Consider the following 24,894-nt stretch of genomic DNA (forward strand, 5'->3'; position numbering starts at 1 on the left):
CTCTTTACCAATCAAATAAAGCCGGAAAGACAGGATGGCCGAAGAAGGACAAGGCGAAATCATTATCAAAAAGGTCAAGAAGGGCGGCCATGGTGGACACCATGGCGGGGCCTGGAAGGTGGCCTATGCCGATTTCGTGACCGCAATGATGGCTTTTTTTCTGCTGTTGTGGCTGCTCAACGCGACAACTGAAGAACAGAAGTTGGGTATTGCCGACTATTTTGCCCCCTCTTCGAATATCTCCAAATCCACCAGCGGCTCAGACGGGCTCTTGGGAGGACAATCGATTTCCAAAGACGGCGCTCTGGTTTCCCAGTTCTCCAGTGTCGGAGTTCAGATGCAACTTCCTCCGGAAGAAGAGAGCGAGCAAACCGACCCGGAAGCCGAAAAGGATCCCCTAAAGGGAGAGGGCAGCGCTGATGAAAAACAGCTTGAGGAGTTCAGGCGGGAGCAGGAACGTAAACAGTTTGAAGAAACAGCCATTGCCCTTAAAACAGCCATTGCCCAAAATCCCGAGCTTTCCGGCCTTGAGGACAACCTCCTTATAGACCAGACTCCCGAAGGTCTACGCATTCAGTTGGTGGATCAACACGGGACATCCATGTTCCCAAGCGGCAGTTCAAACATGCTGGGCCATACGGAGAAGCTGCTCAAACTTGTTGCTGATGCTATCCAGGGTATTGATCAGCAGATCGCCATCAAGGGGCATACCGATGCAACACCATACAATACAGCCAATGGCTATACCAACTGGGAGCTCTCGGCAGATCGTGCCAATGCCAGCCGACGAGCCCTGATCAACGCAGGTTTCAAGGCTGAACGTGTCGCCTCTGTCGAAGGGCTCGCAGCAACAGAACCCCTCGATCCAGCGCATCCAAATGCTGAGGTTAACCGCAGGATCTCAATTATCCTGTTAAAGGACCAGCAAGAGGCCCCGCCCAAAAAACCTAAAGATTCAGGCCGAACGCTTGAAGTAGATAACCTGTCTGCCTCACCGAATTAAAGTTTCGCGGCCGATCGCCTGCCGCAAAAAATTATCCCAGGATCTTGCATATCCTTTTTGTGATACCTATGTCAGCCTTATGAAAGATCTTCCGTCACTCAGTCTGAAAGCCTCTGCAAGGCAAATCACCCTCACAGTTCGCCCAAGTGATGTAGAAGGCGTTCCTCTGAAGCGCGCGCTCGCTTATCTTATCGACTTCTGCTTTCTTGCTGTTTTGGGATTGGCCGCATTTTTTGCAGGCATGATTATCAACATTATTTCCCTTTGGCTGCTCTCACCTCTGGTTGCGACAGCCCTTGCATTGCTTCCCCTGGCCTACCACAGCTATTTTCTGTCCCAAAAAGGGGCCACCCCCGGCATGAAGATAATGGGCATCAAGATGGTAACGCTCGAAGGCAGAAAACCGTCCCTCCTGCATGCAGCGATAACGACGGTGATTTTCTATGTGACGGTTCCGGTTACCAGCTTTCTGGTCTTGCTGGTTATTCTTTTTAATGACGAGCAACGAACCCTGCACGACATCCTGACGGGAACAGTCGTCGTTCGAGAACACTCCGTTCTCGAAACTACGCTTTAATATATTACAATGAGAATATAACCGAAGGCTTTTTTCTCTCATTATTTCACCTGTTTCAGAATAGAAAATCCCGACAGTCATAATTCTGCCTCATGCGACGCTTAATTGAGTATCCAAGTTTTTCGTCTGGTCATTTTCGGGGATACCCGTTAAAAACTGACGGTAATCATTAACGCCCAATTTCAAAGAAAACTCATCATGCAACGCGATCTGATCGGAACACGCTGGCAACCCAGAAACCTGGTTTTGTCTTTTGGCCTCGCAACTCTAATTGGCCTTTCTTATATCTGGGGCCCGACCAGCGAACTCTGGCGCGCGATCAGTACCGATTTTTTCTATATTGTGAATGGCAGCTTAAGCTGGGGTGAGACCTGGCAGATTATCTGGGCTGCAACCAACACACCACTTTCTGACAAGCTCAACGGTCTCGTGATGGCTATTCCCTGTCTGTGGTATGTCACCTGTGACCGCAGTCGTCCGCTGAATTTACGTTTGGCGCATATGCTTGTCATGGGTGTGGCTATCGTTGTTGGTGTCTATTTTGCCAAACACGCTTTTCGAGAGTACGAATCTCTCAGTCCTTCTTTGGTTCTAACGCCTTTCAATGACCTGACACAGCTTGTTCCCTGGTTACCATCCAAGGTCAGTGCTGATGATAGTTTCCCCGGAAATCATGCTGTCGTCGCAGGAATTTACGGATTTTTCTTTGCAATTGCCATTGGGCGCAAATATTTCTGGCTTGCTCTGCCCATCGCCCTAATGGGTGGTACAGCCCGTGCTGTTGCAGGGGCTCACTGGCTTTCAGATCTGCTTGTCGGGGGCGCGATTCATATCCTTCCCCTCTTGGCTCTTGCCTTTGCGACACCTGCCATCCGCTGGGCACAGAATTTTCTCGATACCCTGGCCGATGTCTTGCTTTTGAATCTTCCAACAGGGCTAACCCGACCTTTTGTCAAACTGGTTCAAAAAATCAGCTGATCTCAAAAAAATCAACAGAGGAGACCTTGGCGCAACAGGGCTCCTCTTCTTGAACAGCCTTGGCAGAGCCTCTAGACTTCCTTGCTCCTGAAACAAAAGCGATCCGAGTCTATACCCCCCTCCTGGCAAACAAGAAGACTGATGATCTATGGTATTTACCAGGCCCCAGCTTTTTTTCACTACGCCCCCCTCTCCTTGTCCCTATAAGGAAGGTGAATTAGAACAAAAGCTTGTCACCGAAATCACCGGAGACCAGGCCGTACAGCAATACGACCTTATGATTCGGGCTGGATTTCGTCGCAGTCATAACTTCCTTTATCGCCCACATTACGAACGACCGGATTACTGCCTGTCTGTCAGAATTCGTGTTCCAGATTTCAAGATGCGTAAATCGCAGCGGCGGATCTGGAATCGAAATTCGGACATCAGGTCGTCCCGAACCCAGGCTTTCGCAACCGAAGAACAGTTCAAACTATTCAAGGGCTACGTAACCCATCGCCATGGCGATGGAGACATGAAAGATATGGACTGGACCGATTACAGGGATATGGTCGAATGCAGCCTCGTAGATACAGAAATAATCGAGTATCGCACAAAGGATGATGAATTATTGGCCGCCTGCCTAGTTGATTGGGTTCACAATGGCGTTTCTGCGGTTTACAGCTTTTTCAAAACCACCGAACCTGATTTGGGGCTCGGCAGTTATATTATCTTGTCTCTTGTCGATTTGGCGCGTCAGCAGAAGTTGCCTTTTGTTTATCTGGGGTACTGGATAAAAGAGTCACCCAAAATGGCCTATAAAGCCAAGTTTCAGCCCCTGGAGGCCTTCCAGACCGGGGAATGGCGGGATATATAATCTCGAATTAAACTTACCTGTGTCCTCTGCTGAACCACCGACTGAACCATCGTCTTTTTCGGATTGAAGAATCTCAGAAATTTTCCTGCGATAAATCTGTAGATAAGGGCGCCCGTTTCACTCACCTCGCCTCTATAAAAAGTACCTTGTGAGCAAGAATCAAAGTGTAAAAACAGCGAATCCAGTGAAAATAAAAATTATTCTTCAAAAAATTCTAAATAAATTGAACGATTACAAATAGATAACGCCCCTCTTTTGTAAGGGTGTTTTTTCTACCAAATGGGAAATATTTTTTACACTCCCTTGCAAAATTTTCAATCTGAGCTACCATTTTGAAAACAAAATACATCCTACAATAAAATTCCACACAATAATCACCCATAACACATCAATGAAAACATTGAACAAAATGGGAAATAATTACTAAATATTGCACAGCCTGGGGGCGGCGCTATGAGAAACAATACCGACAGTATTGCGGTTTCCGTTCGAGAAGTGAGCAAAATATTTGACGACGGAAGCGGTGCTTTTGTTGCGCTGGATAACGTTTCTCTCGACATTGGATCCAATGAATTCTTTACCTTGTTGGGACCTTCCGGTTGCGGCAAGACGACCTTGCTTCGCCTGATTGCCGGATTTGAGCAGCCCAGCCAGGGACAAATTCTTTTACACGGCGAGAATCTTGAACAACTGCCTCCCTTTAAGCGCCCTGTTAATACAGTTTTCCAGAATTACGCCCTCTTCCCTCACATGACGATCGCTCAAAATATCGCTTTCGGATTGGAAATGCTGGGTCGCCCTCGACAGGAAATCAATTCAACTGTCGATGAAATGCTTGATCTGGTCCAGATGAAATCCCTGGCTGATCGTCGTATTACCCAGATATCGGGCGGGCAACAACAACGCGTAGCACTCGCCAGGGCACTCGCCCCCAAACCCAAAGTACTCCTGCTTGACGAACCGCTCTCTGCCCTTGACCTACAGCTGCGCAAGGACATGCAGATCGAGCTGAAACGGCTGCAACTTGAAACCGGGATTACCTTTATCTTTGTGACACATGATCAGGAAGAAGCCCTGACCATGTCTGACCGGATTGCAGTGATGCAAGGCGGGCACATTCTCCAGGTCGGGCCGCCTCGCGATATTTATGAGCACCCGCAGCACCGCTTTGTCGCGGGTTTTATCGGTGAAATAAATCTTCTGCAAGCAACAGCAGGAAAAACGAACCCGGAAGGACTTGATCTTCAACTGGGTGAAATGAGCGGCCTAAAAACAGAAGCAAAGAGCCAGGTCACGCCAGGTACTAAACTGGCTCTTGCCATTCGGCCTGAGCGGATATTGCTTGCTGGCCCCGATAAAGAACAACTCTCGGGCAAACTTATCAATGTCGTCTACCATGGCACTGATACGCTCTACCACTTTACCCTGCCTGACGGTCAATCCTTGCGAGCCAGACGTCAGAACACCGACAAAACCGGCCCCGAATGGAAATCAGGCGATATCATCAGCTGGTCAGCCAAGCCAGACTCCGTAGCTGTTCTGGAGGACTGAGTGATGGCCGGGCGTTTATCTCCAATAAAAATACGGGCGCTTCTGATCGGCCCGGCAGCGGCGGTAATTGGCATCTTTGTTGTAATCCCGCTGTTGCTTATGGCATGGATTTCCATTCAGGGACGAGATTATTCCGGCGGGGTCATCTGGGGTGAACTTTCCGGAGAAGCCTATCTCCGGATGATCTTTGAACGCGAACTCGACGATAGCCTTTCCGTCAATCTCAACTACATCATGATCGTATTACGTTCAGTATGGCTGTCGCTCCTGACCACCGTCATTTCGCTGCTCGTCGGCTTTCCTACTGCCCTCTTTATGGCAACCCGCACGCCGAAATGGAAAGCGATCCTGGTCTTTATGGTCACCTTACCTTTTTGGACCAACCTTCTCGTACGCAACTATGCCTGGATACTTCTGCTCCGGGATCATGGGGCAATCAATGGAACACTGAGTTGGCTCGGTATTATTTCCGAGCCCCTGCCCCTGCTCCACACCCAGCTCGCTGTAGCAATTGGCCTGACCTATTCCTTTTTGCCTTTTATGGTTCTTCCAATCTACGCAAGTCTGGAAAAAATGGATCTCCGACTGGTTGAATCCGCCTTTGATCTCTATGCAACCCGCTTTATGACGCTGCGACGCATCATTATTCCCCTGGCTATTCCTGGCATAGTCGCCGGCTGTATTCTGGTATTTGTTCCTTCTCTGGGAGCTTACGTTACACCCGAGCTTCTGGGGGGTGGAAAAACCCTGATGATTGGCAATCTGATTGGCTTGCAATTCGGGGCAGCCCGCAACTGGCCATTTGGAGCAGCGCTGGGTATCCTGCTTCTCGCATTGGTTATGATCTCCCTGACATTTTATGCACTCAAACTTAAAAAAACCGGGGGAGATACAAAATGAGCAACAAAATCAAGCACGTTGGAAACGCCCGCCATTGGCCTGGCCTGCTGCTCGCGACGGTCTTCTTTTTTGCCTATGTCTACCTGCCGATCGTAATTCTGATCGCTTTGTCATTTAATGAAAACCGGACCGTGACAGTCTGGACCAGTTTTTCTTTTGACTGGTACAAAATGGCTTTTCAGAACCGTGATATTATCAATGCAGCAGGCAATTCATTATTGATTGCCACAGTTGCCTCGACTACGGCGACTGTTATTGCAACTCTGGCAGCTGTGCGCATGTCGGTTGACAACTTCAAGGGCAAGACCATTTTCAGCGGTCTGGTTGCCCTCCCGATAACCGTGCCCGAAATTGTACCGGCTGTCGCAACCTTGATGTTTTTTGCCAGCCTCGGAATCACACTTGGGCTGGGAACAGTAATTATTGCCCATATCGCATTTTGTATTCCCTTTGCCTATCTCCCTATTCGTGCCCGGCTGGAAGGCATGGATCCAAGACTGGTAGAGGCGGCAACCGACCTCTATGCCAGTCCGGTTAAAGCCTTTTTCAAGGTAACCCTTCCTCTGCTCCTGCCGGGCATCCTCTCAGGAATGGTTCTGGCCTTCATCATTTCCCTCGATGATTTTGTAACGACTTTCTTTTTGGGAGGGGCCGGCTCAACCACTCTGCCGATCTACATCTTCAGCTTGGTAAAAACCGGAGTCACACCAGAGGTCAATGCGATCTCGTCTCTCATGCTTCTATTATCGATTTCTTTGGTTTCGCTTTCTCTTTTTCTTGGACGAGACCAATCGCGAAAGTGACAGGCCGAGCACGAGTACTGTACCTGTCCAGACTTAGACACAGCCCTAATTCATGGAGAATATTATGAGTAAGAAGTACGTAAAAGTCTCTCACCTGGCCCTGTCCGTTGGACTCTTCACCGCATCTTTTTCCGGTTCCGCCCTGGCGGCTGGTGAACTTCACCTGTACAACTGGTCCAACTATTTCCCCCCCTCGCTTCTGGAACTATACGAAAAAGAAACCGGCACAAAAGTAACCATCGACAGCTATGCCTCTGAAGATGATCTTCTAGCAAAACTGCAGGCCGGAGGTGGTGGCTACGATGTTATTTTCCCCGGAGCATCTACATTGGGTGTCATGGTTGAAAAGGGGATGCTGGCAAATGCCGGGATCAATAAAATGGAGAACTTCAACAATCTCCTTGCCCCGTTCCAGACCATTGCCGGAGATGAAAACCGCGAATACTCTGCTCCCTATATGTGGGGCACCACAGGTTTCACCTATGACCCCGCCAGCGTCCCCGGAAATAGCCTGGAAGAGAGCTGGAAAGAGGTTTTCGAACCAAGAGCCGAGCTTAAAGGCAAGATCGCCATGCTCAATGAAATGATAGATGTCTGGAATTCAGCGGCCTACTATAAAGGGATCGACAAGTGTACAGAAGATCCTGCCGAGGCACAGCAAATCCTGGATTTGCTTTTGGCCCAGAAACCTGACGTCAAACTCTATTCCAGCGAGGGCACTATTGACCGAATGATTGCCGGTGAAGTTCCGCTTCACATGCAGTGGAATGGCGCAGCACACCGGGTCAAAGCCAAGAAACCCGACGTGGTTTATGTCTATCCCAAAGAAGGCACCTCTTTCTGGGTCGACAACATGGCCATTCCCAAAGATTCACCAAACATCGACGAAGCCAAGGCCTTCATCAACTGGATGATGCGTCCCGATATAGCGGCCGAAGCCTCAAACTATACAGGCTATTCCAACGCTGTTAAGGGATCTGGTGAGTTTCTTAAAGAAGAACTGAAAGCCGACCCGGCCGTCAATACACCTGAAAGCTATGGTGACCGTCTCCGGGCATACAAAGCCTGTTCACCAAAGTCCAAAGACCTGCGTGAAAAAGTCTGGACCAAACTGAAGTCCTGACCCTCTTCAACCCTTCAGCCAGAAACCCGGTCAGGTTTCTGGCTGCTCTATTTAAAAGAACCATGTCAGAATTCACACAAAAATTCGGATTTCCCCGCTCGACTGTAACGCTGGAGAACTGGCGGCAAAGACCATACAGCACATGGTCTTTCCAGCACGCAAACGAGATTGTACCTTCGGCCGTCGTCGCCAAAGATCCAGGGGTCATTCCATCCCCTGACGACTGGTCTTCCGATTTTGCGGAACAGATCGTCACGATCCAGAAACAGGCACTCTCTGTTGAAAAGTTCCTGACACAATCCGAAACGGACTTTTGCCTGATTAATCAGGCGGGCAAAAGAGTTCTGAGCTGGCAAGCGCCTCATAGCAGTGATCAAGCACCCCATATCATCTTTTCCATTTCAAAATCTTTCACCGGCATTCTGGCTGGACAGCTCGCAGATCTAGGAACTCTGGATGTACAGAAAACAGTCAGCTATTACCTCCCTGAGGCCAAATCCAGTGGTTTTGCTGACTGCACTCTCCAACACCTGCTCGACATGCGTGTCAGTATTCAGTTCTCCGAAGAATACCTTAACCAGGACGGGGATTACGCCAGATATCGTCGGGCTACGGCCTGGAATCCACGTTCGGCCGGCCAAAAAGAAGAAGGACTTGCCGCATTTCTCTTTTCCTTGCCAAAAGGTCAGGAACAGCATGGTGGTCCCTTTCACTATCTTTCCCCTGCTTCTGATCTCCTTGGCTTGTTGGTCGAGCGTGTCGCCGGGGTTCCTTATAATCAGCTTATGTCCGAAAAACTTTGGCAACCGTTACAAGCAGAACACAATGCCATGATCACCCTTGATCACCTCGGCGCACCACGAGGTGCCGGTGGCATTTCTGTTCATGCAGAAGACCTGTTACGCCTTGGTGAAATGTTGCGTCAAGGAGGCCACGTAAACGGCCAGCCAGTCGTCTCCCTGCACTGGCTTGATGACATGCTTTCTTCGGGAGACACCAAAGCCTGGAAACAGGGAAATTTTGCAGATTTTATCCCGAAAGGACGTTACAGAAATCAGTGGTATCAACTAGACGGTCCCGACAAGGCTTTTTTTGCTGTCGGCATTCATGGGCAGTGGCTCTATGTACTTCCTGAAAAGGAAATTGTTATCGTCAAGCTTTCCTCTCAAGCCCTGCCCCAGAATGATGATCTTGATACCAGGTGCCTCGAATTCTTTGCAGAAATCAACAAAATACTCTGAGGAATCGTGACGAGGCAGAAGGGTTTTGTTGTGATTGCTCCGAGAGATATGAAAAAAATGGCTATCTCGTCAATCTTCTGGCCGATAGCTGTTGGCTTCAACAATGCTCCACAAGTCAGTTACGTTTCCTCCTGCATCCTTGCTCGTAAAAGGAAAAACCGCAACCTCGACACTCTGCACCCGCACATCTGTGCCTATATACTTTATCGTTTTAAATTGTGGTATTTTCGCTCTGACCACGGTCGAAAATAAATCATAAATATCGCTTGGTTTTTTCTGACTCTCGATTTCGCTAATTTTCTTCCCCGTTTGACCAGAGCGGGAAATCGCCTGGATGCCAGACCCAATAATCTTGTACTCAAAATCTTCACCATCATTAATGACCCTAATCAGACAGGAATGCCCCAATAGTTTAGCTATATTGATCGGGTCAAGATCATTCCGGAAAGGCAGTGATCTCTGCCCCTTTAAATGATACCAATGAGTCATACCGATCTCGATCAAAGGTTTCATCCAAACTTTCCTCTCAGCAAAACCTTCGAGAATCTCTCTCCATTTTATCAGATCAATTGGGGATAACGGCCAAAATCGACCTTTTGGTCAAGAAAACTGACCTTTTTTTCACATTATATTAATTCCAACAAACCTCATAATTCATTGTTTTTCATTTAACTTGCAATAATATATCCTTCGCTGTGCGATTTTAACATCCTAATAAACAAAGCGATTTATTGCACTCGCTAAGGAAGTTGCTTATTCTGTGCGACACTTCTTCGTTCTTAATCAAAAAAAATAATCTTAACCGGATACATCCTCAGCAGGGAGAATACCTCTATGAATCGCAGAAAGTTTCTTACTGGCGCAGCTACTGGTCTGGTTGCTGGTGCAGCAGCTACGACACTCAGCGCCCCGGCAATCGCCCAAGGTAAACGCGACCTGAAAATGGTCACCACCTGGCCGAAAAACTTCCCGGGCCTCGGTACTGGCGCCCAGCGTGTTGCAGACCGGATCACGGCTATGAGTGACGGTCGTCTCAACGTCAAACTCTATGCCGCGGGCGAGCTGGTTCCCCCCCTTGAATCCTTCGATGCTGTATCCAACGGAACAGCTGACATGTATCACGGTGCAGAATACTACTGGCAGGGCAAGCACAAGGCTTTCAACTTCTTTACGGCTGTTCCTTTTGGTTTTACTGCCAACGAACTGGACGCCTGGGTTACTTTTGGCGGCGGCCAGGAACTCTGGGACAAGCTTTCCGCACAGTTCAACGTCAAATCCTTCATGGCCGGAAACACCGGCGTTCAGATGGGCGGTTGGTTCAACAAGGAAATCAATACTGTTGAAGATTTCAAAGGCCTCAAAATTCGTATGCCAGGCCTTGGCGGCGAAGTCCTGCGCCATCTAGGCGCAGCTGCGGTTACACTCCCTGGTGGCGAGATTTTCCCATCGCTTGAATCCGGTGCGATTGACGCGACCGAATGGGTTGGCCCCTGGAACGATCTTGCCTTTGGTTTCTACAAAGTGACCAAATACTACTACCAGCCAGGTTTCCATGAGCCAGGTTCCGGTCTTGCCTGTGGCATGAACAAAGACGTCTGGGAAAGCTTCTCCCCAGCAGATCAGGCTCTGGTACAGGCTGCCTGTTATGCTGAGAACAACGTCATGTTGGCAGAATACAATGCCAAAAACGGCGACTCTCTGGATGTACTGCTGAACAAGCATAACGTTCAGCTGCGGACCTTCTCCCAGGACATCATGAACGTTCTTGGTGAAAAATCAGAACTCGTTGTAGCTGAAGTAGGTCAGACTGACGACCTCTCCAAAGAAATCTATGACAGTTACATTGATTTCCGTAAGAAGGTGTCCCGCTGGACCAAACTCTCCGAGACCGACTACACGACTGCTCGTGGTACGGCTCTCAACATCTGATGTCTGTCTGTCGATTATGACAATCACCCAAGAGGCCAGCCGTATGCTGGCCTCTTTTGGTAACAACAAAGAATAAAATTCGATAGGGAGGCTACCTTGGCTTCGTTTCTTTCCCTTGCAAGAGCTATCGATATCCTGAATGACAAGATTGGCCGCACGGTTTCATGGCTGGCTCTCTTTATGGTGCTCATTCAGTTTATCGTTGTGTTGCTGCGTTACGTCTTCGGGATTGGTTCCATTTTCATGCAGGAATCAATTATCTACATGCATGGCCTCCTTTTTATGCTGGGCTCAGGCTATACCCTGTTACACGGCGGACATGTCCGTGTTGATATTTTTTACGGCGATGCCAGTGAAAGAAATCAGGCCCTGGTTGACTTCTTTGGCGCCATTTTCCTTCTGCTTCCGGTCCTGATCCTGATTTTCACTTACTCTTGGCCCTATGTATGGCAATCATGGGAAATCAGAGAAGCATCAAAAGAGACCAGCGGCATTCCATACCTCTATGTTCTCAAGAGTGCGATTATAGCCTTCTGCGTCCTTATGGCACTGCAAGGAATATCCATGGCAATTCATTCATTAGCCATTATTTGTGGCTGTGAACACAAAGCCAAAGAAGATGGCCCAGGGGGAATTTGACATGGCATTAACTGAAACTCTTGATCTTCTTATGTTTGCCGCCGCGTGCCTGTTTCTCATGGCAGGATTTCCGGTTGCCTTTACACTCGCAGGGGTCGCCCTCGCCTTTGCACTCATCGGTTACTCCTTCGGGGTGTTTGACCTTTCTTTCTTTGGTGCCTTGCCTTCGCGTATATTCGGCAATGCAATGACCAATGACATTCTGATCGCTGTACCGCTTTTTGTTTTTATGGGTGTCATGCTCGAAAAATCAAAAGTGGCAGAAGAACTGCTCGAAACCATGGGACAGTTGTTTGGGACAGTACGCGGCGGTCTGGGAATTTCTGTAACCATTGTTGGTGCCTTGCTGGCTGCCTCGACAGGCATCGTTGGCGCAACAGTTGTGACAATGGGTCTTCTGTCTCTGCCAACCATGCTCAGACGAGGATACAATCCCTCTCTTGCCTGTGGATCAATCTGCGCCTCAGGAACTTTGGGACAGATCATTCCGCCGTCAATTGTTCTGGTTATCCTCGGCGACCAGATTTCAAACGCCTATTCAGATGCCCAGCGGGCCATTGGCAACTGGTCACCTGATCCTGTATCGGTGGGTGATCTTTTTGCTGGTGCCCTGCTCCCCGGACTGATGCTGGTTGGTATGTATATTCTCTATCAACTGCTGGTCGCGTTCATCAATCCCAAGAGCTCTCCTCCCATCCCCCGTGATGAAGGGCAAATCGAGACAATCGACTTTATCAAGAAAATCCTGCATGCCTTGGTCCCCCCTGTTGCTCTGATCGTATCCGTACTCGGATCCATTCTTTCCGGGGTTGCTACCCCTACAGAAGCCGCAGCAGTCGGTGCCATCGGCTCTCTGCTTCTCGCCGGTATGCGTACCCAGGAAATGGGGCTTCTTGAAGGTGCCCAGGAAAAATCACCTTTTGATTTCATGGATTTTGGTAACCGTCGTCCAACAATCATTGCGACTCTCAGCCTGCTCTTGATGCTGGTTCTGATCAGCTTCTTTGACTTGCGCCTTACCAAAAACGAGATTGAAACTGGCGATATGATCGCCATTGTGATCGCCCTGTTCGCCAGTGCTGGTTTGCTCTGGGGAATTTTGGTCTCGCTTGGTCGTGTCTGGAGAACCAATATTCTCAAACCGATCATGCGCTCCACCATGGAAATCTCCTCTATGGTTTTTGTCATCCTTATTGGGGCTTCGGTCTTCTCCCTCGTCTTCCGAGGGCTGGGTGGTGATGACATGGTGCATGAGTTCCTCAGCACTATGCCTGGCGGTACTTATGGTGCCCTGGTCGTTGTCATGCTGGTAATGTTTGTTCTTGGCTTCTTCCTCGACTTTATCGAAATCACTTTTGTTGTCGTGCCGATTGTCGCGCCAATCCTGTTACAGAGTGATATCAGTCCGGTCTGGCTCGGTGTCATGATGGCAATGAACCTCCAGACATCGTTCCTGACACCACCTTTCGGTTTTGCCCTGTTCTATCTTCGCGGTGTAGCTCCCAAGGAAGTTACGACCATGCAGATCTACAAAGGTGTGATACCGTTTGTAATTATCCAGATTATTGCTCTGTTAATTCTTGCTATCTTCCCCGAACTGGCAACCTGGTTGCCCAAGGTGGTCTTTAGCTAGACTTTCCAAACCAGTATTTTGACTGCTCGTAGCCGCCAGATGACCACATCTGGCGGCTATTTTTTTAAGGTACAAAACAGATGAGCCTTTAGACCCTAATTCATCAGGGTTATTGCCATAAGATAAAAAATCAATATCGTTGTATTAAGCAACCATATTGAAGCGCCATGACAACTAACCTTTCTGACACCATTCAAAATATCCGTTTCGTATCCCGCAACCTCATTCGCGAACTTGGTTTTTTGAACAAAACCATTGCCGGGACCGGTCTCCCTGGTTCTTTTGTTCACGCCATCGTCGAGATAGGAACGTCTGGGGAACTGACCGCAAAAGAGTTGTCAGAAAGACTCTTGCTGGAGAAGTCCACCATCAGCCGCCTGGTCAGATCTCTGATTGAACGGGAAGAGATATCCGAAAGCCGTTCCCTTGTTGATGCCCGGCAAAAGAACCTGCGATTAACGGAAAAGGGAGAGAAAACCCTTACAAAGATAAACCACTATGCCGCATCACAAGTCAGAGAGGCGATCTCCCCCCTATCGGAGAGCAAACAACAAGAAATTTTTACAGGCCTGGCCTCCTATTGCGCAGCTTTACAAAATGCCCGCAACAAAAGCCCTTCTGATACGCAAATCAGTCCGCCTGAAAATCTCATTGAAATCCGTAGAGGTTATCTTCCCGGTATAATCGGAGACATTACCAGCCTGCACGCAACCTACTACAACAGCCTTGTCGGTTTCGGGGATAAGTTTGAAACAGCAGTTGCCACAGGCTTGACCCAGTTTATTCCCCGACTTGAGAATAAACAGAACGAAATCTGGTCAATCGTGCAGAGCGACAAGATCCTTGGCAGCATTGCCATCGACGGAGAAGATCTTGGCGCGGGTATCGCCCACCTCCGCTGGTTCATTCTCGACAAAAAGCTTCAAGGGACTGGTATCGGCAAGACACTTCTGAAAACAGCACTGCAGTTCTGCGATACTCAAAAATTCAATCAAACCCACCTGTGGACTTTCAAGGGATTGGATACGGCAAGAGCCCTCTATGAACAGAACGGATTTTCTCTCATGGAAGAATATAGCGGTACCCAATGGGGCAAACAGATGACTGAACAAAAATTTGTCCGTTCTCTTCCTTCAAAAGGAAATGCATGATGTCCCGACTAAATGACATTTCACTTCAAAGCACCTTCATGGGTGTTCTTGTTGCCTTTGTCGGCTTTGCCAGCTCTTTTGCTGTGGTCATCAAAGGCTTGACTACCGTTGGTGCCAGTGCGGAGCAGGCAGCAACAGCCCTGATGGTTCTCTCCATAGCCATGGGACTGAGTGCGATATTACTCAGCCTTTACACCCGAATTCCCGTCAGTGTTGCCTGGTCCACACCCGGAGCAGCGCTGCTGGCAAGTTCCGGCGCGATAGAAGGTGGATTTCCCGTTGCTGTTGGCGCCTTTATCATTTGTGGTGGCCTCTTTGTCATAGCCGGCCTGTGGCGCCCTCTTGGGAAACTCGTCAGCCTTATTCCGGCTCCTTTAGCCAATGCGATGCTGGCAGGCATCCTGCTGGGTCTTTGTTTCGCCCCGGTCAAAGCGATTGCGTTCAACCCTCTTTGGGGCATCAGCATTGCACTGGCCTGGGTTATTGCCGGGCGCATCAATCGCTTGCTTGCCGTCCCGGCGGCTCTGCTTGCCTTAATTTTGATTATGTTTTTTGCTGTTGATATTCCTGAGGAAAATACAGCACGCCTGTTACAGGATATTGTTCCTTCTTTTACGTTGGTTACTCCAAACTTCACCCTTGCGGGATTTATCGGCATTGCTCTCCCCCTTTTTATTGTCACTATGGCCTCTCAAAATGTTCCCGGCATTGCTATTCTCAGGATACATGAGTACGAACCGAAAACCGGATTATTGGTTTCCTTTACAGGCATTTTTTCTACAGTTAGCGCCTTCTTCGGGGGGCACGCGGTCAATCTGGCCGCAATTACAGCGGCAATGTGTGCCAATGAAGATGCCCATCCAGATCCAATGAAACGTTATTGGTCTGCCATTATCAGTGGTGCCGGGTACGTCGTGCTGGGTCTTTGTTCCGGGCTTGTGACAGGTTTTGTCGCTATTGCCCCCGCAATTTTGATTGAATCCGTGGCCGGGCTGGCGCTTATCGGAGCCTTTTCCAACTCTGCCGTACTCGCCTTCAACGACGCAGAACACCGGGAAGCTGCCGCCGTAACATTCCTGGTGACAGCTTCGGGGGTCAGCTTTTATGGCGTTTCAGGAGCCTTCTGGGGGTTGCTCGCAGGTGGTCTGATCTTCTGGATTACGGATAGCATCGCCAAGAAGCGGGCAAAATCCAGTGCGACTGTATAGTCAGTCCTTATCAAACAAGACGTAACAAGAAGGGTTCGTCACCTGAAATGTGACGAACCCTTCTTGTTTTTGCAAAGTTCCCCATCAGGAAACCATTCAACTTAACCGAACTTGTTATTCCGGGGGAACCCGGTTGGTGGCAAACGACCGGCACTGGCACGACGCCCCAGCCAATCAATAATCTCGGTCCGCGTCCAGGTACGACCGGAAGTATCAGTCCAGGTCAGACCTTCTCCCTTTTCAGTACCAGACCGGAAGGTCTTGATATCTGACAGGCCACCATCGCGGTATTTCTGGAAAATCACACCACGGCCACGGGCCATTTCTGGTAATTCTTCCAGCTTGAACACCAACAGCTTCCGGTTTTCGCCAATCACGGCAACCATGTCATCCTTTTCGCCGATCTGATAACAGATCATGGCTTGCGCACCTTCACCAAGGTTCAGGATCTGTTTGCCTGTTCGGGTCTGGGCAATGACATCATTTTCACTGATCTGGAATCCGCGTCCATCCGAAGAAGCCAGCAAAAGCATCTGATCGGGACGGTAAACCAGAATATCAACGATATCCTCATCATTTGGCAGCTCAAGCATCAGGCGTAGTGGCTCACCAAAGCCACGCCCTCCAGGAAGTTTGTCGGCACCAAGCGTATAGAAACGGCCATTACTGGCGAAAATCAACAGCCTGTCCGTCGTCTGGGCATGTATGAAGAAACGCCCGCTGTCGCCTTCTTTGTATTTAGCCTCTCCCGTATCTTCCTGATGCCCCTTCATCGCCCGGATCCAGCCCTTTTCAGAACAGAGAATAGTCAGGGGTTCTCGTTCGATCACAGCTTCCAGCGGTACAACAACGTCATCCGGCATATCGGATATATCCGTGCGACGGCGACCCAGCTCCGTTTTCTGGCCATAGGCCTTGCGCAGGTCCTTGATCTGGTCACTGACAATTTCCCAACGGCGCTCTTCCCGTGCGAGAATATCCTCAAGATCCAGTTTCTCGGCCGTAAGGGCAGCATGTTCATCGCGAATTGCAATCTCTTCCAGCTTGCGAAGAGCGCGCAAACGCATATTCAAAATGGCTTCAGCCTGAACATCCGTCAGTTTGAAACGGGCAATCAAGGCCTGTTTTGCCTTGTCTTCCTCACGGATAATCCGGATGACCTCATCCAGATTGAGGTAGGCAATCAGGTACCCTTCAAGCACTTCCAGACGATTGGCAATCTTGCCCAGACGGAAACGGCTCGAGCGTACCAGCATTTCATGACGGTGATCCAGAAAAGCCTGCAGCACTTCCTTCAGGTTCATAACCCGAGGCGTCTGATCTGCATCCAGAACATTCATGTTCAGGCTGGCGCGCGCTTCCAGCTCGGTCTGCTTGAACAGGGATTCCATCAGGACTGCAGGGTCAACATTCCGGCTCTTGGGTTCAAGAACCACCCGGATATCCTCTGCTGACTCATCACGAACATCATTAAGCAGGAAGAGCTTCTTGTTATTGATCAGTTCAGCAATTTTCTCGATCAGTTTTGATTTTTGTACCTGGAAGGGAATCTCGGTAATAACAATCTGATAAAGACCACCTTTGAGATCTTCGGTCTCCCATCTGGCACGTACCCGGAAAGAGCCGCGACCGGTGCTATAGGTCTGCAGAATTGAATCACGCCCCTCAACCAGAATTCCTCCAGTGGGGAAATCCGGGCCAGGAATAAAGTCAACCAGCTTTTCGAAACCCACATTGGGCACCTTGATCATATAGAGCAAGGCATCACAGATTTCACCTACGTTGTGGGGCGGGATCGAGGTTGCCATACCGACAGCAATACCCTGGGAACCGTTAGCCAGAAGGTTCGGGAAGGCAGAGGGCAGCACACAGGGTTCTTCCGCCTCACCATCATAGGTCGGCCGCATCTCGACGGTATCTTCATCAATACCCCGGAGCAATTCACCTGCAACATCGGTCAGGCGGGCCTCGGTATAACGCATGGCAGCTGCATTATCGCCATCGATATTCCCAAAGTTCCCCTGCCCGTCAATCAGGGGGTAACGCAGGGAAAATTCCTGGGCCAGCCTGACCAAAGCGTCATAAATGGATTGATCCCCATGAGGGTGAAACTTACCAATGACGTCACCAACCACGCGGGCAGATTTTTTGTACCCGGAACCGGGGTCCAGCTTCAACTGCCGCATGGCAAAAAGCAGGCGTCGGTGAACCGGTTTTAACCCGTCTCGAACATCAGGCAAAGACCGCGACATGATCGTAGACAAAGCATAGCTGAGATATCGGTCAGACAATGCATCGACAAGGCGGATATCCCGGATTTCCCCGGATGGAACAGAATCGGCAGAACTACTCATATACCCTCACAAACTTCACGACAGTGTACTCACCAGATCGCAAGAGGCAACTGTTTGGATGAGCAAGAGTATTACTTCGGTCAGGAAAACCGGAGTCTGATCAGTTGGAAGAAACAGCACCGGGATTAACCAGCACTTCCCAGATACCAAGTGCTTTGATTTCTGCCAGGGTTTCATCAAATTTATCGAGAAACCCTTTGCCGAAAGAGGATTTTTTTGAAAGCAGTAACGGGAAATCAGGACTGGATGCCATGATCAACTGCAAGATGACAATCTCGTCTGTCAGATCAAGCTGGTTCATAAAGTTTTGCACAACCGGGGTCGCATGAACCACAATATCTGCTTTCCCTTCAGCCAGGTGTTTAAGGCAGATATCAATTGTCGGTACCACCACATAGGCCAAGGCCTTGTCTTTATAAAACCTTGTCGCCCAGCCATTTCCCAGAACATCACAATACCGACGCGAAGCAAGGTACCTTGTTAAATCTTCTTCGGTACGTAACAGCCTCTCTTCTTCTGATCCTTTTCGAACCACAGGCTGAAACCTGAGGGTAAAGACCACCCCTGTCGAGGACGAGGAAAAGGCCATTCTCTCCATCGTCGGCGTTGTGATGAAAGCATCCACCCCTCCTGAACGCACCATTTCCTGCGCCCTGGCCCAGGGAAGTCCCTGATGCTCCACCTCAATTCCCATTCGCCTTGAAATAACTTCATCAATAATAGAGGGCAAAATTCCCTCAACACTTGGCCCCTGCCCGGAAGAAATCGGTGCCCAGGTTTCAGCGTAGGCCACTTTGAAAATCCTTTTGTCCTGCACATCTTCTGACTGGGCCACAGGAACAAGAAGCAGGGAGAAGACAAAAAGGACCAATTGCGTCCAGCCGTACACTATAGAACCTCAAAGTTATAGAAAGACGTGTCTTTGAAACATACAACAGTATGCACGCAAAACCTTCACAAAAGATAAGCTTCTGAATTTTTCAGCATTGGTATAGCTAATTTTACAGGAAGTTTTCCAGTAATCTATCCCGAACGCTGGGGAGAGAACGATCGTGAGGATGAAAAAGATGGCGTTCCAGGAAATGACCAGAGATCTTTAATCCCTGCGCAATTTCATCACTTCCCCCGTTTCCTTTACCCAGCAGGAAAAGCGGGAGAGTGAACAGACGATCGCGATAAGGCTCTCCTGCTGCAAGAGAAACAGCACGGCCAGATTTGGGGCTGATATAGGCGAGCTGATCATTATCCCCGCCTCCAGCACAGCCGGAGAGATCTATACCAAATCCCAATGCCGACAATTGAGCCAGTTCCCAGCGGACATAGACTTCCCCCCAGAACTCGCTTTCCAGATGAGCCATCAGGGTAAGAAGCCCCTCATAGAAGACAGGATGATCATCGCGTTCAGGTACAGCCTGCTCACAGATTGCAACAGCTGATAACAAAGCAGCCAGACGGCCTGGTTCATCAAAAAGCCGTCCGGAAATATTATCCAGTACCTCGGCGTCGTAATTGCCAAGATGTTCTGTCAAACGCCCTTTCCAGCGGACATGCAGCCTGTTCCCGGGTTCAAACGTCGCCCTTTTGGTTCGACCTTGCCCACCGCGAACCAATCCGGCATGACGTCCATGTTCCTTGGTCAGAACCTGCGCAATCAGGTCGTTTTCCCCGAAGGGACGCGCTGAAAGAAGGATGCCTTCGTCTTCCCAGTGAATCATGCAAAATCCAGAAGCAGTAAGAACATTATAGGAACTTATATCGGAAAATGTTTCCAAAACCCAGCTCTGATTGCCCTGAGATCTTCAGAATCAGCTGTTAAAATCAAGCCCCATTTCCCGGTATCGTTCCGGATCATCCGCCCACTTTTCACGAACTTTCACATAAAGAAACAGATGCACTTTACGTTCCAGCGATTCCTGGAGATCAGCCTGGGCTTTGGAGCGGATCAACTTGATTGTACGCCCCCCTTTGCCAAGACACATGGCCTTGTGCTGTTCGCGTTGCACATAAATCATCTGGGTAATTTTGACGCTGCCATCTTCAAAATCTTCCCAACTCTCGGTTTCAACGGTCAGGTTATAAGGCAGCTCATCATGCAAATTCAAAAACAGCTTTTCCCGCGTGATCTCAGCCGCAATAGACCGCATGGGCAAATCGGACAGCTGGTCCTCCGGATAAAGCCAAACCCCGGCAGGAACTGTTTTGGCCAGGTGATCCATCAGATCTTTGACACCATTACCTTCCAAAGCGGAGATCATGAAAATATCCGAGAAAACCTCTGTCGCCATAAACTCCTGCGCCAGTTGCAACAGCTTTTCAGGATTAATAGAATCAATCTTGTTCAGCGCCAGAATGGCCTTCCGGTTCTGTTTTTGAAGCCCGGCAATAATACTGCGGGTTTCTTCGCCGATTTTTTTTCGTCCCGCATCGTGCAGGACCACGACGATCTCCGCATCTCCTGCTCCGTTCCAGGCCGCAGAAACCATCGCGCGTTCCAGACGTTTTTTCGGTAGAAAAATCCCCGGCGTATCAACAAAGATCAGTTGGGCTTCTTTATGGATAGCTATGCCCCTGATCTGGGAACGGGTGGTTTGTACCTTGTGGGTGACAATAGAAACCTTGCCCCCGACCATCCGGTTCATCAGGGTTGATTTCCCGGCATTCGGCGCACCGATCAGGGCGACAAAACCACAGCGGGCGTTCTCGGGAATATTGGTTATTTCTACGTTTTCGGTCACACCGACTTCCTTAATACCTGTCTTACAGGTCTAGACTTGTTTCTGGATTACTTTCCAGCAGATTCAATCAGGTTCAACAGAGCCTGGGCCACGGCCTGCTCGCCCTTGCGCTTTGAGCTGCCTTCGCGCACCAGAGGCTCCAGCCCCTTGACCGTCACCTCAATCTCGAACATCGGGGCATGGGGGGGCCCAGAGCGCCCGACTTCCCGATAAGCTGGCAAGGGCAGGCCACGTCCCTGTGCCCATTCCTGCAAGGTGGTCTTGGCATCTTGCGGTGGCGCCAGTTTCTGGTTGATCAGAGGCTCCCAGTTCAGATCGACAAACCGCTGTGCCGCGGCATAGCCTCCATCGAGATAGAGCGCCCCGATCAGAGCTTCACAAACATCTGCCTGCAAAGCCGGATTATCGCGTTCCCCGCTTTCCTCCTCGCCCTTGGCCAGGACGATATAACGGTCAAAGCCCAGCGCAACTGAGACCTGTGCCAGGGTTTCCCCCCGCACCAACGCGGTAAAGCGTTTGGCCAGAGCCCCTTCACTTTCCCCCGGAAAGCGTCGCAACAGCAGATCCGCAATCACAAGCCCGAGCACCCGATCCCCAAGAAATTCCAGCCGTTCATAGCTGTCCTCAACCATCTGGTTACGGTTACAGGCGCTTGGGTGCGTCAGGGCCTGTTGCACCAGAGCCAGACGCTCGAACCGATGTCCGAGTTTCTCGGCAACCGTTTTCAGCTCGCCAAAACTTCTTGGATCAATTGATGCCATTGAAAATGCGTCCGAACCTGATCATTTCGCCCCACTTCCAGACTTCCCACCAGTCGCCATAATCTTCTCCACCATCATCCCCACGATGGGAAAAGAACAACATATCAGCCCGACCGATCATATTTTCAAAGGGAACCACGCCCACTTCATCAAAACGGCTGTCAGTTGAATTGTCCCGGTTATCACCCATAAAGAAATAATAGCCTTCAGGCACCGTGTAGGGCCGCGTATTATCTTGCCACTCCTGGTCACTTCGTTCCCAGATCAGATGTTTCACTCCATTGGGCAAGGTTTCCTCGTACTCTTTTTCTCCAAGGCCCAGGCCATCACTGCCGTCCCCGATCCGGACCAGCTTCCGGCTGACAACTGTGCCATTGATATAGAGCTGTCCCCCGGTCACCTGGATTGTATCCCCCGGCAGCCCGATCAACCGCTTGATAAAATCGATCGAGGGATTGGTTGGCTTGCGAAAGACAATAACATCGCCCCGTTCCGGTTCCTCCCCCAGCACACGTCCTTCAAACAGTTTCCCAAAGATCTGGTCGCCAAAAGGAAAAGAATACCGGCTGATCCCATAGGAAAATTTTGAGACAAAAAGATAGTCACCAATCAGCAGGGTAGGTTTCATCGAGCTTGAGGGAATATTAAAAGGCTCGAACACCAGTGTCCGCACAGTCAAGGCGATCAGAAGTGCATAGCCGATTGTCTTGATCCAGCTGTCCTCTTCTTTCACAGGAGACGTCACCGCTTCACTCTCGCCGTCATCCTGAGGATCCTCCAGCTCGAGATTTCTCGCATCGACTTTCCGCTTGTGATTGGACATCAAAAACTCATCCTTAATAATTCAGTTTTTCAGGTTCTGCTGAAATCAGCACAAAAGCCTGCGCATGGGGATAGTCATCAGATATAGTGACATGAAGCCGGGCTGTCATCCCCTTGGGTAACATAGCAGTCAATCGGGCCTTTGCCCCGCCGGACAAATGCAGCTGAGGCTGCCCGCCTGCATGATTGCTTACAGCAATATCGGTAAACTGGACACCATGACGCCACAGCCCGGTCCCCAGCGCTTTGGCACAGGCCTCTTTCACTGCAAATCGTTTGGCAAAGGTTGCCGCCGGGTTTGGCCGCGACTGCGCAACTTTGGCTTCTTCAGCGGTAAAAACCCGCTGGATAAAACGTGCGCCATATTTGGCAAGGGACTTTTCGATCCGACGAATATCCACCAGATCATTTCCAATACCCAGGATCAATTTCTTGCCCGCTCGACAGAGTTGACCACAGACATGGCACGCAAAGCCGCCGTGATATTAGCCAGATGCTTGACGTCACTGACTTCCACATCAACCATCATCTCGAAAAAGTCAATCGACCGGTTCAGGATCTTCAGGTTGCTGATATTACCCTGGTTCTTGCCAATCACAGTTGACAATCCCCCCAGACAACCGGGTTCATTGGCCACGATCAGCTTGAGACGTCCGGTATGTTGCCCGTCAAACTCGGTCGAATCCCAGGCCACATCGATCCATCGCTCTGGCGTATCCTGATAGTTCACCAGATTATCGCAATCGATTGTGTGGATGGTCACCCCTTTACCGGTCGTCACGATACCCACGATCCTGTCACCAGGAAGAGGATGGCAACAGCGGGCATAATGCACCGCCATACCTGGAATAAGCCCCTTGATCGGCAGGGCGTTGTCTTTGGTACTCTTGGTCTTTTTCTTGGCTGTTGTCGGTGTACTCGGCTTCGGTACTTCCCGGGCACCGGGATAGACCGCCACCAACACCTCACGGGCGGAGTGATGCCCCTGCCCGACACTGACATAGAGATCCTCGATGTGATCCATATGGAATTTACCAAGAACGCCCTCAACACCTTTTTCGGTAAATTCATAGCCTTCCTGCCGGAAGACCTTGAGCACCATCTGATGGCCCAGTGTGCTGTACTGGTCGCGCTCCTGAAGACGGATATAACGCCGGATACAGGCCTTGGCCTTGCCAGAGACAACAAACTTTTCCCAGTCAGGTGACGGCTTCTGGTTTTTCGAAGTCAGAATTTCGACCTGATCACCGTTCTGCAAAATAGACCGGAAAGGAACCATTCGGCCATTGACCTTGGCCCCGACACAGGTATTGCCGACTTCGGTGTGTACAGCATAGGCGAAATCGATCGGCGTTGCCCCACGCGGCAGCGACAGAAGCGCGCCTTTGGGCGTAAAGCAGAAAGCCTGGTCCTGAAACATCTCCATTTTGGTATGTTCGAGAAATTCTTCAGGGTTGGAGGCATGTTCTAGAATATCGAGCAGTTCGCGGAGCCAGCGATACTGCCGTCCTTCCATATGCTCGCCACCCTGTTTATAGGTCCAGTGTGCGGCCACCCCCATCTCGGCAACCTGGTGCATTTCCGCGGTGCGGATCTGCACCTCGATCTTGTGTCGTTCCGGGCCGATAATGCTGGTATGGATCGACTTGTAACCGTTGGGTTTCGGGGTCGAGATATAGTCCTTGAACCGCCCAGGCACGACCGGAAAATTGGCATGAAGAATACCAAGCGCCTGATAACAGCTCCCCAGATCAGGAACAATCAGACGGAAAGCCATAATATCGGAAAGCTGTTCAAAGGTCACAGCTTTGCGCTGCATCTTGCGCCAGATTGAATACGGAGCCTTCAGGCGACCGGAAACCTCGCCCTTGACCCCGTTTTCGCAGACAATCCTGTTCAACTGATCAATGATCTTCTTTGCCAGATTGTCGCTGTCTTCACCGCGCAGGAATTCGAGCCGCTTGACGATGGAATCGCGCGCTTCGGGATTAAGCTGGGCAAAAGCCAGATCCTCCAGCTGATCTTTGAAACGATGCATCCCGATGCGCTCTGCCAGCGGCGCATAGATATCCATGGTTTCGCGGGCGATCCGGCGGCGTTTTTCCTCTTTCTTGATGAAATGGAGCGTCTGCATGTTGTGCAGACGGTCCGCCAGCTTTACCAGCAGCACCCGGATATCATCAGACATTGCCAGAACCAGTTTGCGGAAATTCTCCGCATACTTGCTCTCTTCAGACTGCAATTCCAGGCGGGTCAGCTTGGTCACACCGTCGACCAGGCGGGCGATATGAGACCCGAAAGCCTTCTCGACAATCTCCAGCGTTGCTTCGGTGTCCTCGACGACATCATGCAGCAAGGCGGTGATGATCGAATTGTGATCAAGCTTCAGGTCAGTAAGAATTCCTGCAACTTCAACAGGATGGGAAAAATAGGGATCACCAGAAGCGCGTTTTTGCGACCCGTGATATTTGGTGGCAAAGACATACGCCCTGTTAATCGCATCTTCGTCTGCGTCAGGCTCATAGGATTTAACGCGTTCAACCAGCTCGAACTGACGAATCATCGTGGATCTAACAGCTTTCTAAAAAAAACAACCTTCCAGAAAAGATACGCCGGGAAAAGACGTACGC

Annotated in this window: 23 protein-coding genes; 14 read left to right on the plus strand and 9 right to left on the minus strand. The window is 50.0% G+C overall.

Translation table 11 applies throughout. The annotated features are described in order from the left end of the window. The first annotated feature begins 34 nt into the window (after positions 1 to 34). From motB to O4H49_RS05230, 9 genes are all read left to right on the plus strand, one after another. The gene (gene motB / locus O4H49_RS05190) at positions 35 to 1,003 is read left to right on the plus strand and encodes a flagellar motor protein MotB (RefSeq protein WP_269422373.1); all 969 of its coding nucleotides are present in this window, start codon (positions 35 to 37) and stop codon (positions 1,001 to 1,003) included. A 79-nt stretch (positions 1,004 to 1,082) separates the two neighbouring features. After that, entirely contained in the window at positions 1,083 to 1,580 is a 498-nt protein-coding gene (locus O4H49_RS05195) for an RDD family protein (protein WP_269422374.1), read from the plus strand. Between the two features lie 198 nt (positions 1,581 to 1,778). Beyond that, complete coding sequence (locus O4H49_RS05200; RefSeq protein ID WP_269422375.1) at positions 1,779 to 2,558, plus strand: phosphatase PAP2 family protein; 780 nt, start codon at positions 1,779 to 1,781, stop codon at positions 2,556 to 2,558. A gap of 148 nt (positions 2,559 to 2,706) precedes the next feature. After that, positions 2,707 to 3,414 (plus strand): arginyltransferase, encoded by a 708-nt coding sequence (locus O4H49_RS05205; protein ID WP_269422376.1) that lies wholly within the window; start codon positions 2,707 to 2,709, stop codon positions 3,412 to 3,414. 453 nt (positions 3,415 to 3,867) lie between these two features. After that, on the plus strand, positions 3,868 to 4,965 hold the full coding sequence (locus O4H49_RS05210) for an ABC transporter ATP-binding protein (protein ID WP_269422377.1): 1,098 nt from the start codon (positions 3,868 to 3,870) through the stop codon (positions 4,963 to 4,965). 3 nt (positions 4,966 to 4,968) lie between these two features. Beyond that, positions 4,969 to 5,865: an ABC transporter permease gene (locus tag O4H49_RS05215; protein ID WP_269422378.1), complete on the plus strand. Its 897-nt coding sequence runs from the start codon at positions 4,969 to 4,971 to the stop codon at positions 5,863 to 5,865. Further along, the gene (locus O4H49_RS05220) at positions 5,862 to 6,668 is read left to right on the plus strand and encodes an ABC transporter permease (RefSeq protein ID WP_269422379.1); all 807 of its coding nucleotides are present in this window, start codon (positions 5,862 to 5,864) and stop codon (positions 6,666 to 6,668) included. The genes O4H49_RS05215 and O4H49_RS05220 overlap by 4 nt, the downstream gene beginning before the upstream one ends. A gap of 64 nt (positions 6,669 to 6,732) precedes the next feature. Continuing rightward, positions 6,733 to 7,791, plus strand: a complete 1,059-nt coding sequence (locus O4H49_RS05225) for an extracellular solute-binding protein (protein ID WP_269422380.1) — start codon at positions 6,733 to 6,735, stop codon at positions 7,789 to 7,791. 62 nt (positions 7,792 to 7,853) lie between these two features. Further along, positions 7,854 to 9,032 (plus strand): serine hydrolase domain-containing protein, encoded by a 1,179-nt coding sequence (locus O4H49_RS05230; protein ID WP_269422381.1) that lies wholly within the window; start codon positions 7,854 to 7,856, stop codon positions 9,030 to 9,032. A 69-nt stretch (positions 9,033 to 9,101) separates the two neighbouring features. Here O4H49_RS05230 and O4H49_RS05235 read toward each other — a convergent pair whose 3' ends face one another. After that, on the minus strand, positions 9,102 to 9,545 hold the full coding sequence (locus tag O4H49_RS05235; RefSeq protein WP_269422382.1) for a PAS domain-containing protein: 444 nt from the start codon (positions 9,543 to 9,545) through the stop codon (positions 9,102 to 9,104). A gap of 321 nt (positions 9,546 to 9,866) precedes the next feature. Here O4H49_RS05235 and O4H49_RS05240 point away from each other — a divergent pair, with 321 nt between their 5' ends. From O4H49_RS05240 to O4H49_RS05260, 5 genes are all read left to right on the plus strand, one after another. After that, complete coding sequence (locus tag O4H49_RS05240; RefSeq protein WP_269422383.1) at positions 9,867 to 10,961, plus strand: TRAP transporter substrate-binding protein; 1,095 nt, start codon at positions 9,867 to 9,869, stop codon at positions 10,959 to 10,961. A 96-nt stretch (positions 10,962 to 11,057) separates the two neighbouring features. Next, positions 11,058 to 11,600, plus strand: a complete 543-nt coding sequence (locus tag O4H49_RS05245) for a TRAP transporter small permease subunit (protein WP_269422384.1) — start codon at positions 11,058 to 11,060, stop codon at positions 11,598 to 11,600. 1 nt (position 11,601) lies between these two features. Then, complete coding sequence (locus O4H49_RS05250; protein WP_269422385.1) at positions 11,602 to 13,233, plus strand: TRAP transporter large permease; 1,632 nt, start codon at positions 11,602 to 11,604, stop codon at positions 13,231 to 13,233. A gap of 167 nt (positions 13,234 to 13,400) precedes the next feature. After that, positions 13,401 to 14,384, plus strand: coding sequence for a bifunctional helix-turn-helix transcriptional regulator/GNAT family N-acetyltransferase (locus O4H49_RS05255; protein WP_269422386.1), 984 nt, complete (start codon positions 13,401 to 13,403; stop codon positions 14,382 to 14,384). Then, a complete protein-coding gene (locus tag O4H49_RS05260) occupies positions 14,381 to 15,592 on the plus strand; it encodes a benzoate/H(+) symporter BenE family transporter (protein ID WP_269422387.1) in 1,212 nt (403 codons plus the stop codon). The genes O4H49_RS05255 and O4H49_RS05260 overlap by 4 nt, the downstream gene beginning before the upstream one ends. Before the next feature lie 101 nt (positions 15,593 to 15,693). On the opposite strand, the gene parC is transcribed toward O4H49_RS05260, so the two are convergent. From parC to O4H49_RS05300, 8 genes are all read right to left on the minus strand, one after another. Continuing rightward, positions 15,694 to 17,946 carry a DNA topoisomerase IV subunit A gene (parC, locus tag O4H49_RS05265; RefSeq protein ID WP_269422388.1) on the minus strand — a complete coding sequence of 751 codons (2,253 nt, stop codon included), beginning with the start codon at positions 17,944 to 17,946 and terminating at the stop codon, positions 15,694 to 15,696. Positions 17,947 to 18,046: 100 nt separating this feature from the next. Further along, the gene (locus tag O4H49_RS05270; RefSeq protein WP_269422389.1) at positions 18,047 to 18,739 is read right to left on the minus strand and encodes a substrate-binding periplasmic protein; all 693 of its coding nucleotides are present in this window, start codon (positions 18,737 to 18,739) and stop codon (positions 18,047 to 18,049) included. A gap of 208 nt (positions 18,740 to 18,947) precedes the next feature. Beyond that, positions 18,948 to 19,661, minus strand: coding sequence for a DNA repair protein RecO (gene recO, locus O4H49_RS05275; protein ID WP_269422390.1), 714 nt, complete (start codon positions 19,659 to 19,661; stop codon positions 18,948 to 18,950). A 90-nt stretch (positions 19,662 to 19,751) separates the two neighbouring features. Continuing rightward, positions 19,752 to 20,681 (minus strand): GTPase Era, encoded by a 930-nt coding sequence (era, locus tag O4H49_RS05280; protein ID WP_269422391.1) that lies wholly within the window; start codon positions 20,679 to 20,681, stop codon positions 19,752 to 19,754. 47 nt (positions 20,682 to 20,728) lie between these two features. After that, on the minus strand, positions 20,729 to 21,442 hold the full coding sequence (gene rnc, locus O4H49_RS05285; RefSeq protein ID WP_269422392.1) for a ribonuclease III: 714 nt from the start codon (positions 21,440 to 21,442) through the stop codon (positions 20,729 to 20,731). Further along, positions 21,429 to 22,265, minus strand: coding sequence for a signal peptidase I (lepB, locus tag O4H49_RS05290; RefSeq protein WP_269422393.1), 837 nt, complete (start codon positions 22,263 to 22,265; stop codon positions 21,429 to 21,431). Before lepB ends, rnc begins: the two co-directional genes overlap by 14 nt. Before the next feature lie 13 nt (positions 22,266 to 22,278). Next, positions 22,279 to 22,692, minus strand: coding sequence for a holo-ACP synthase (acpS, locus tag O4H49_RS05295; protein WP_269422394.1), 414 nt, complete (start codon positions 22,690 to 22,692; stop codon positions 22,279 to 22,281). Beyond that, complete coding sequence (locus O4H49_RS05300) at positions 22,689 to 24,827, minus strand: RelA/SpoT family protein (protein ID WP_269422395.1); 2,139 nt, start codon at positions 24,825 to 24,827, stop codon at positions 22,689 to 22,691. The genes acpS and O4H49_RS05300 overlap by 4 nt, the downstream gene beginning before the upstream one ends. Positions 24,828 to 24,894 lie beyond the last annotated feature (67 nt).

Origin of the sequence: Kiloniella laminariae (assembly GCF_027214005.1) — a bacterium.
GTDB classification, from domain to species: Bacteria; Pseudomonadota; Alphaproteobacteria; order Kiloniellales; family Kiloniellaceae; genus Kiloniella; species Kiloniella laminariae_A.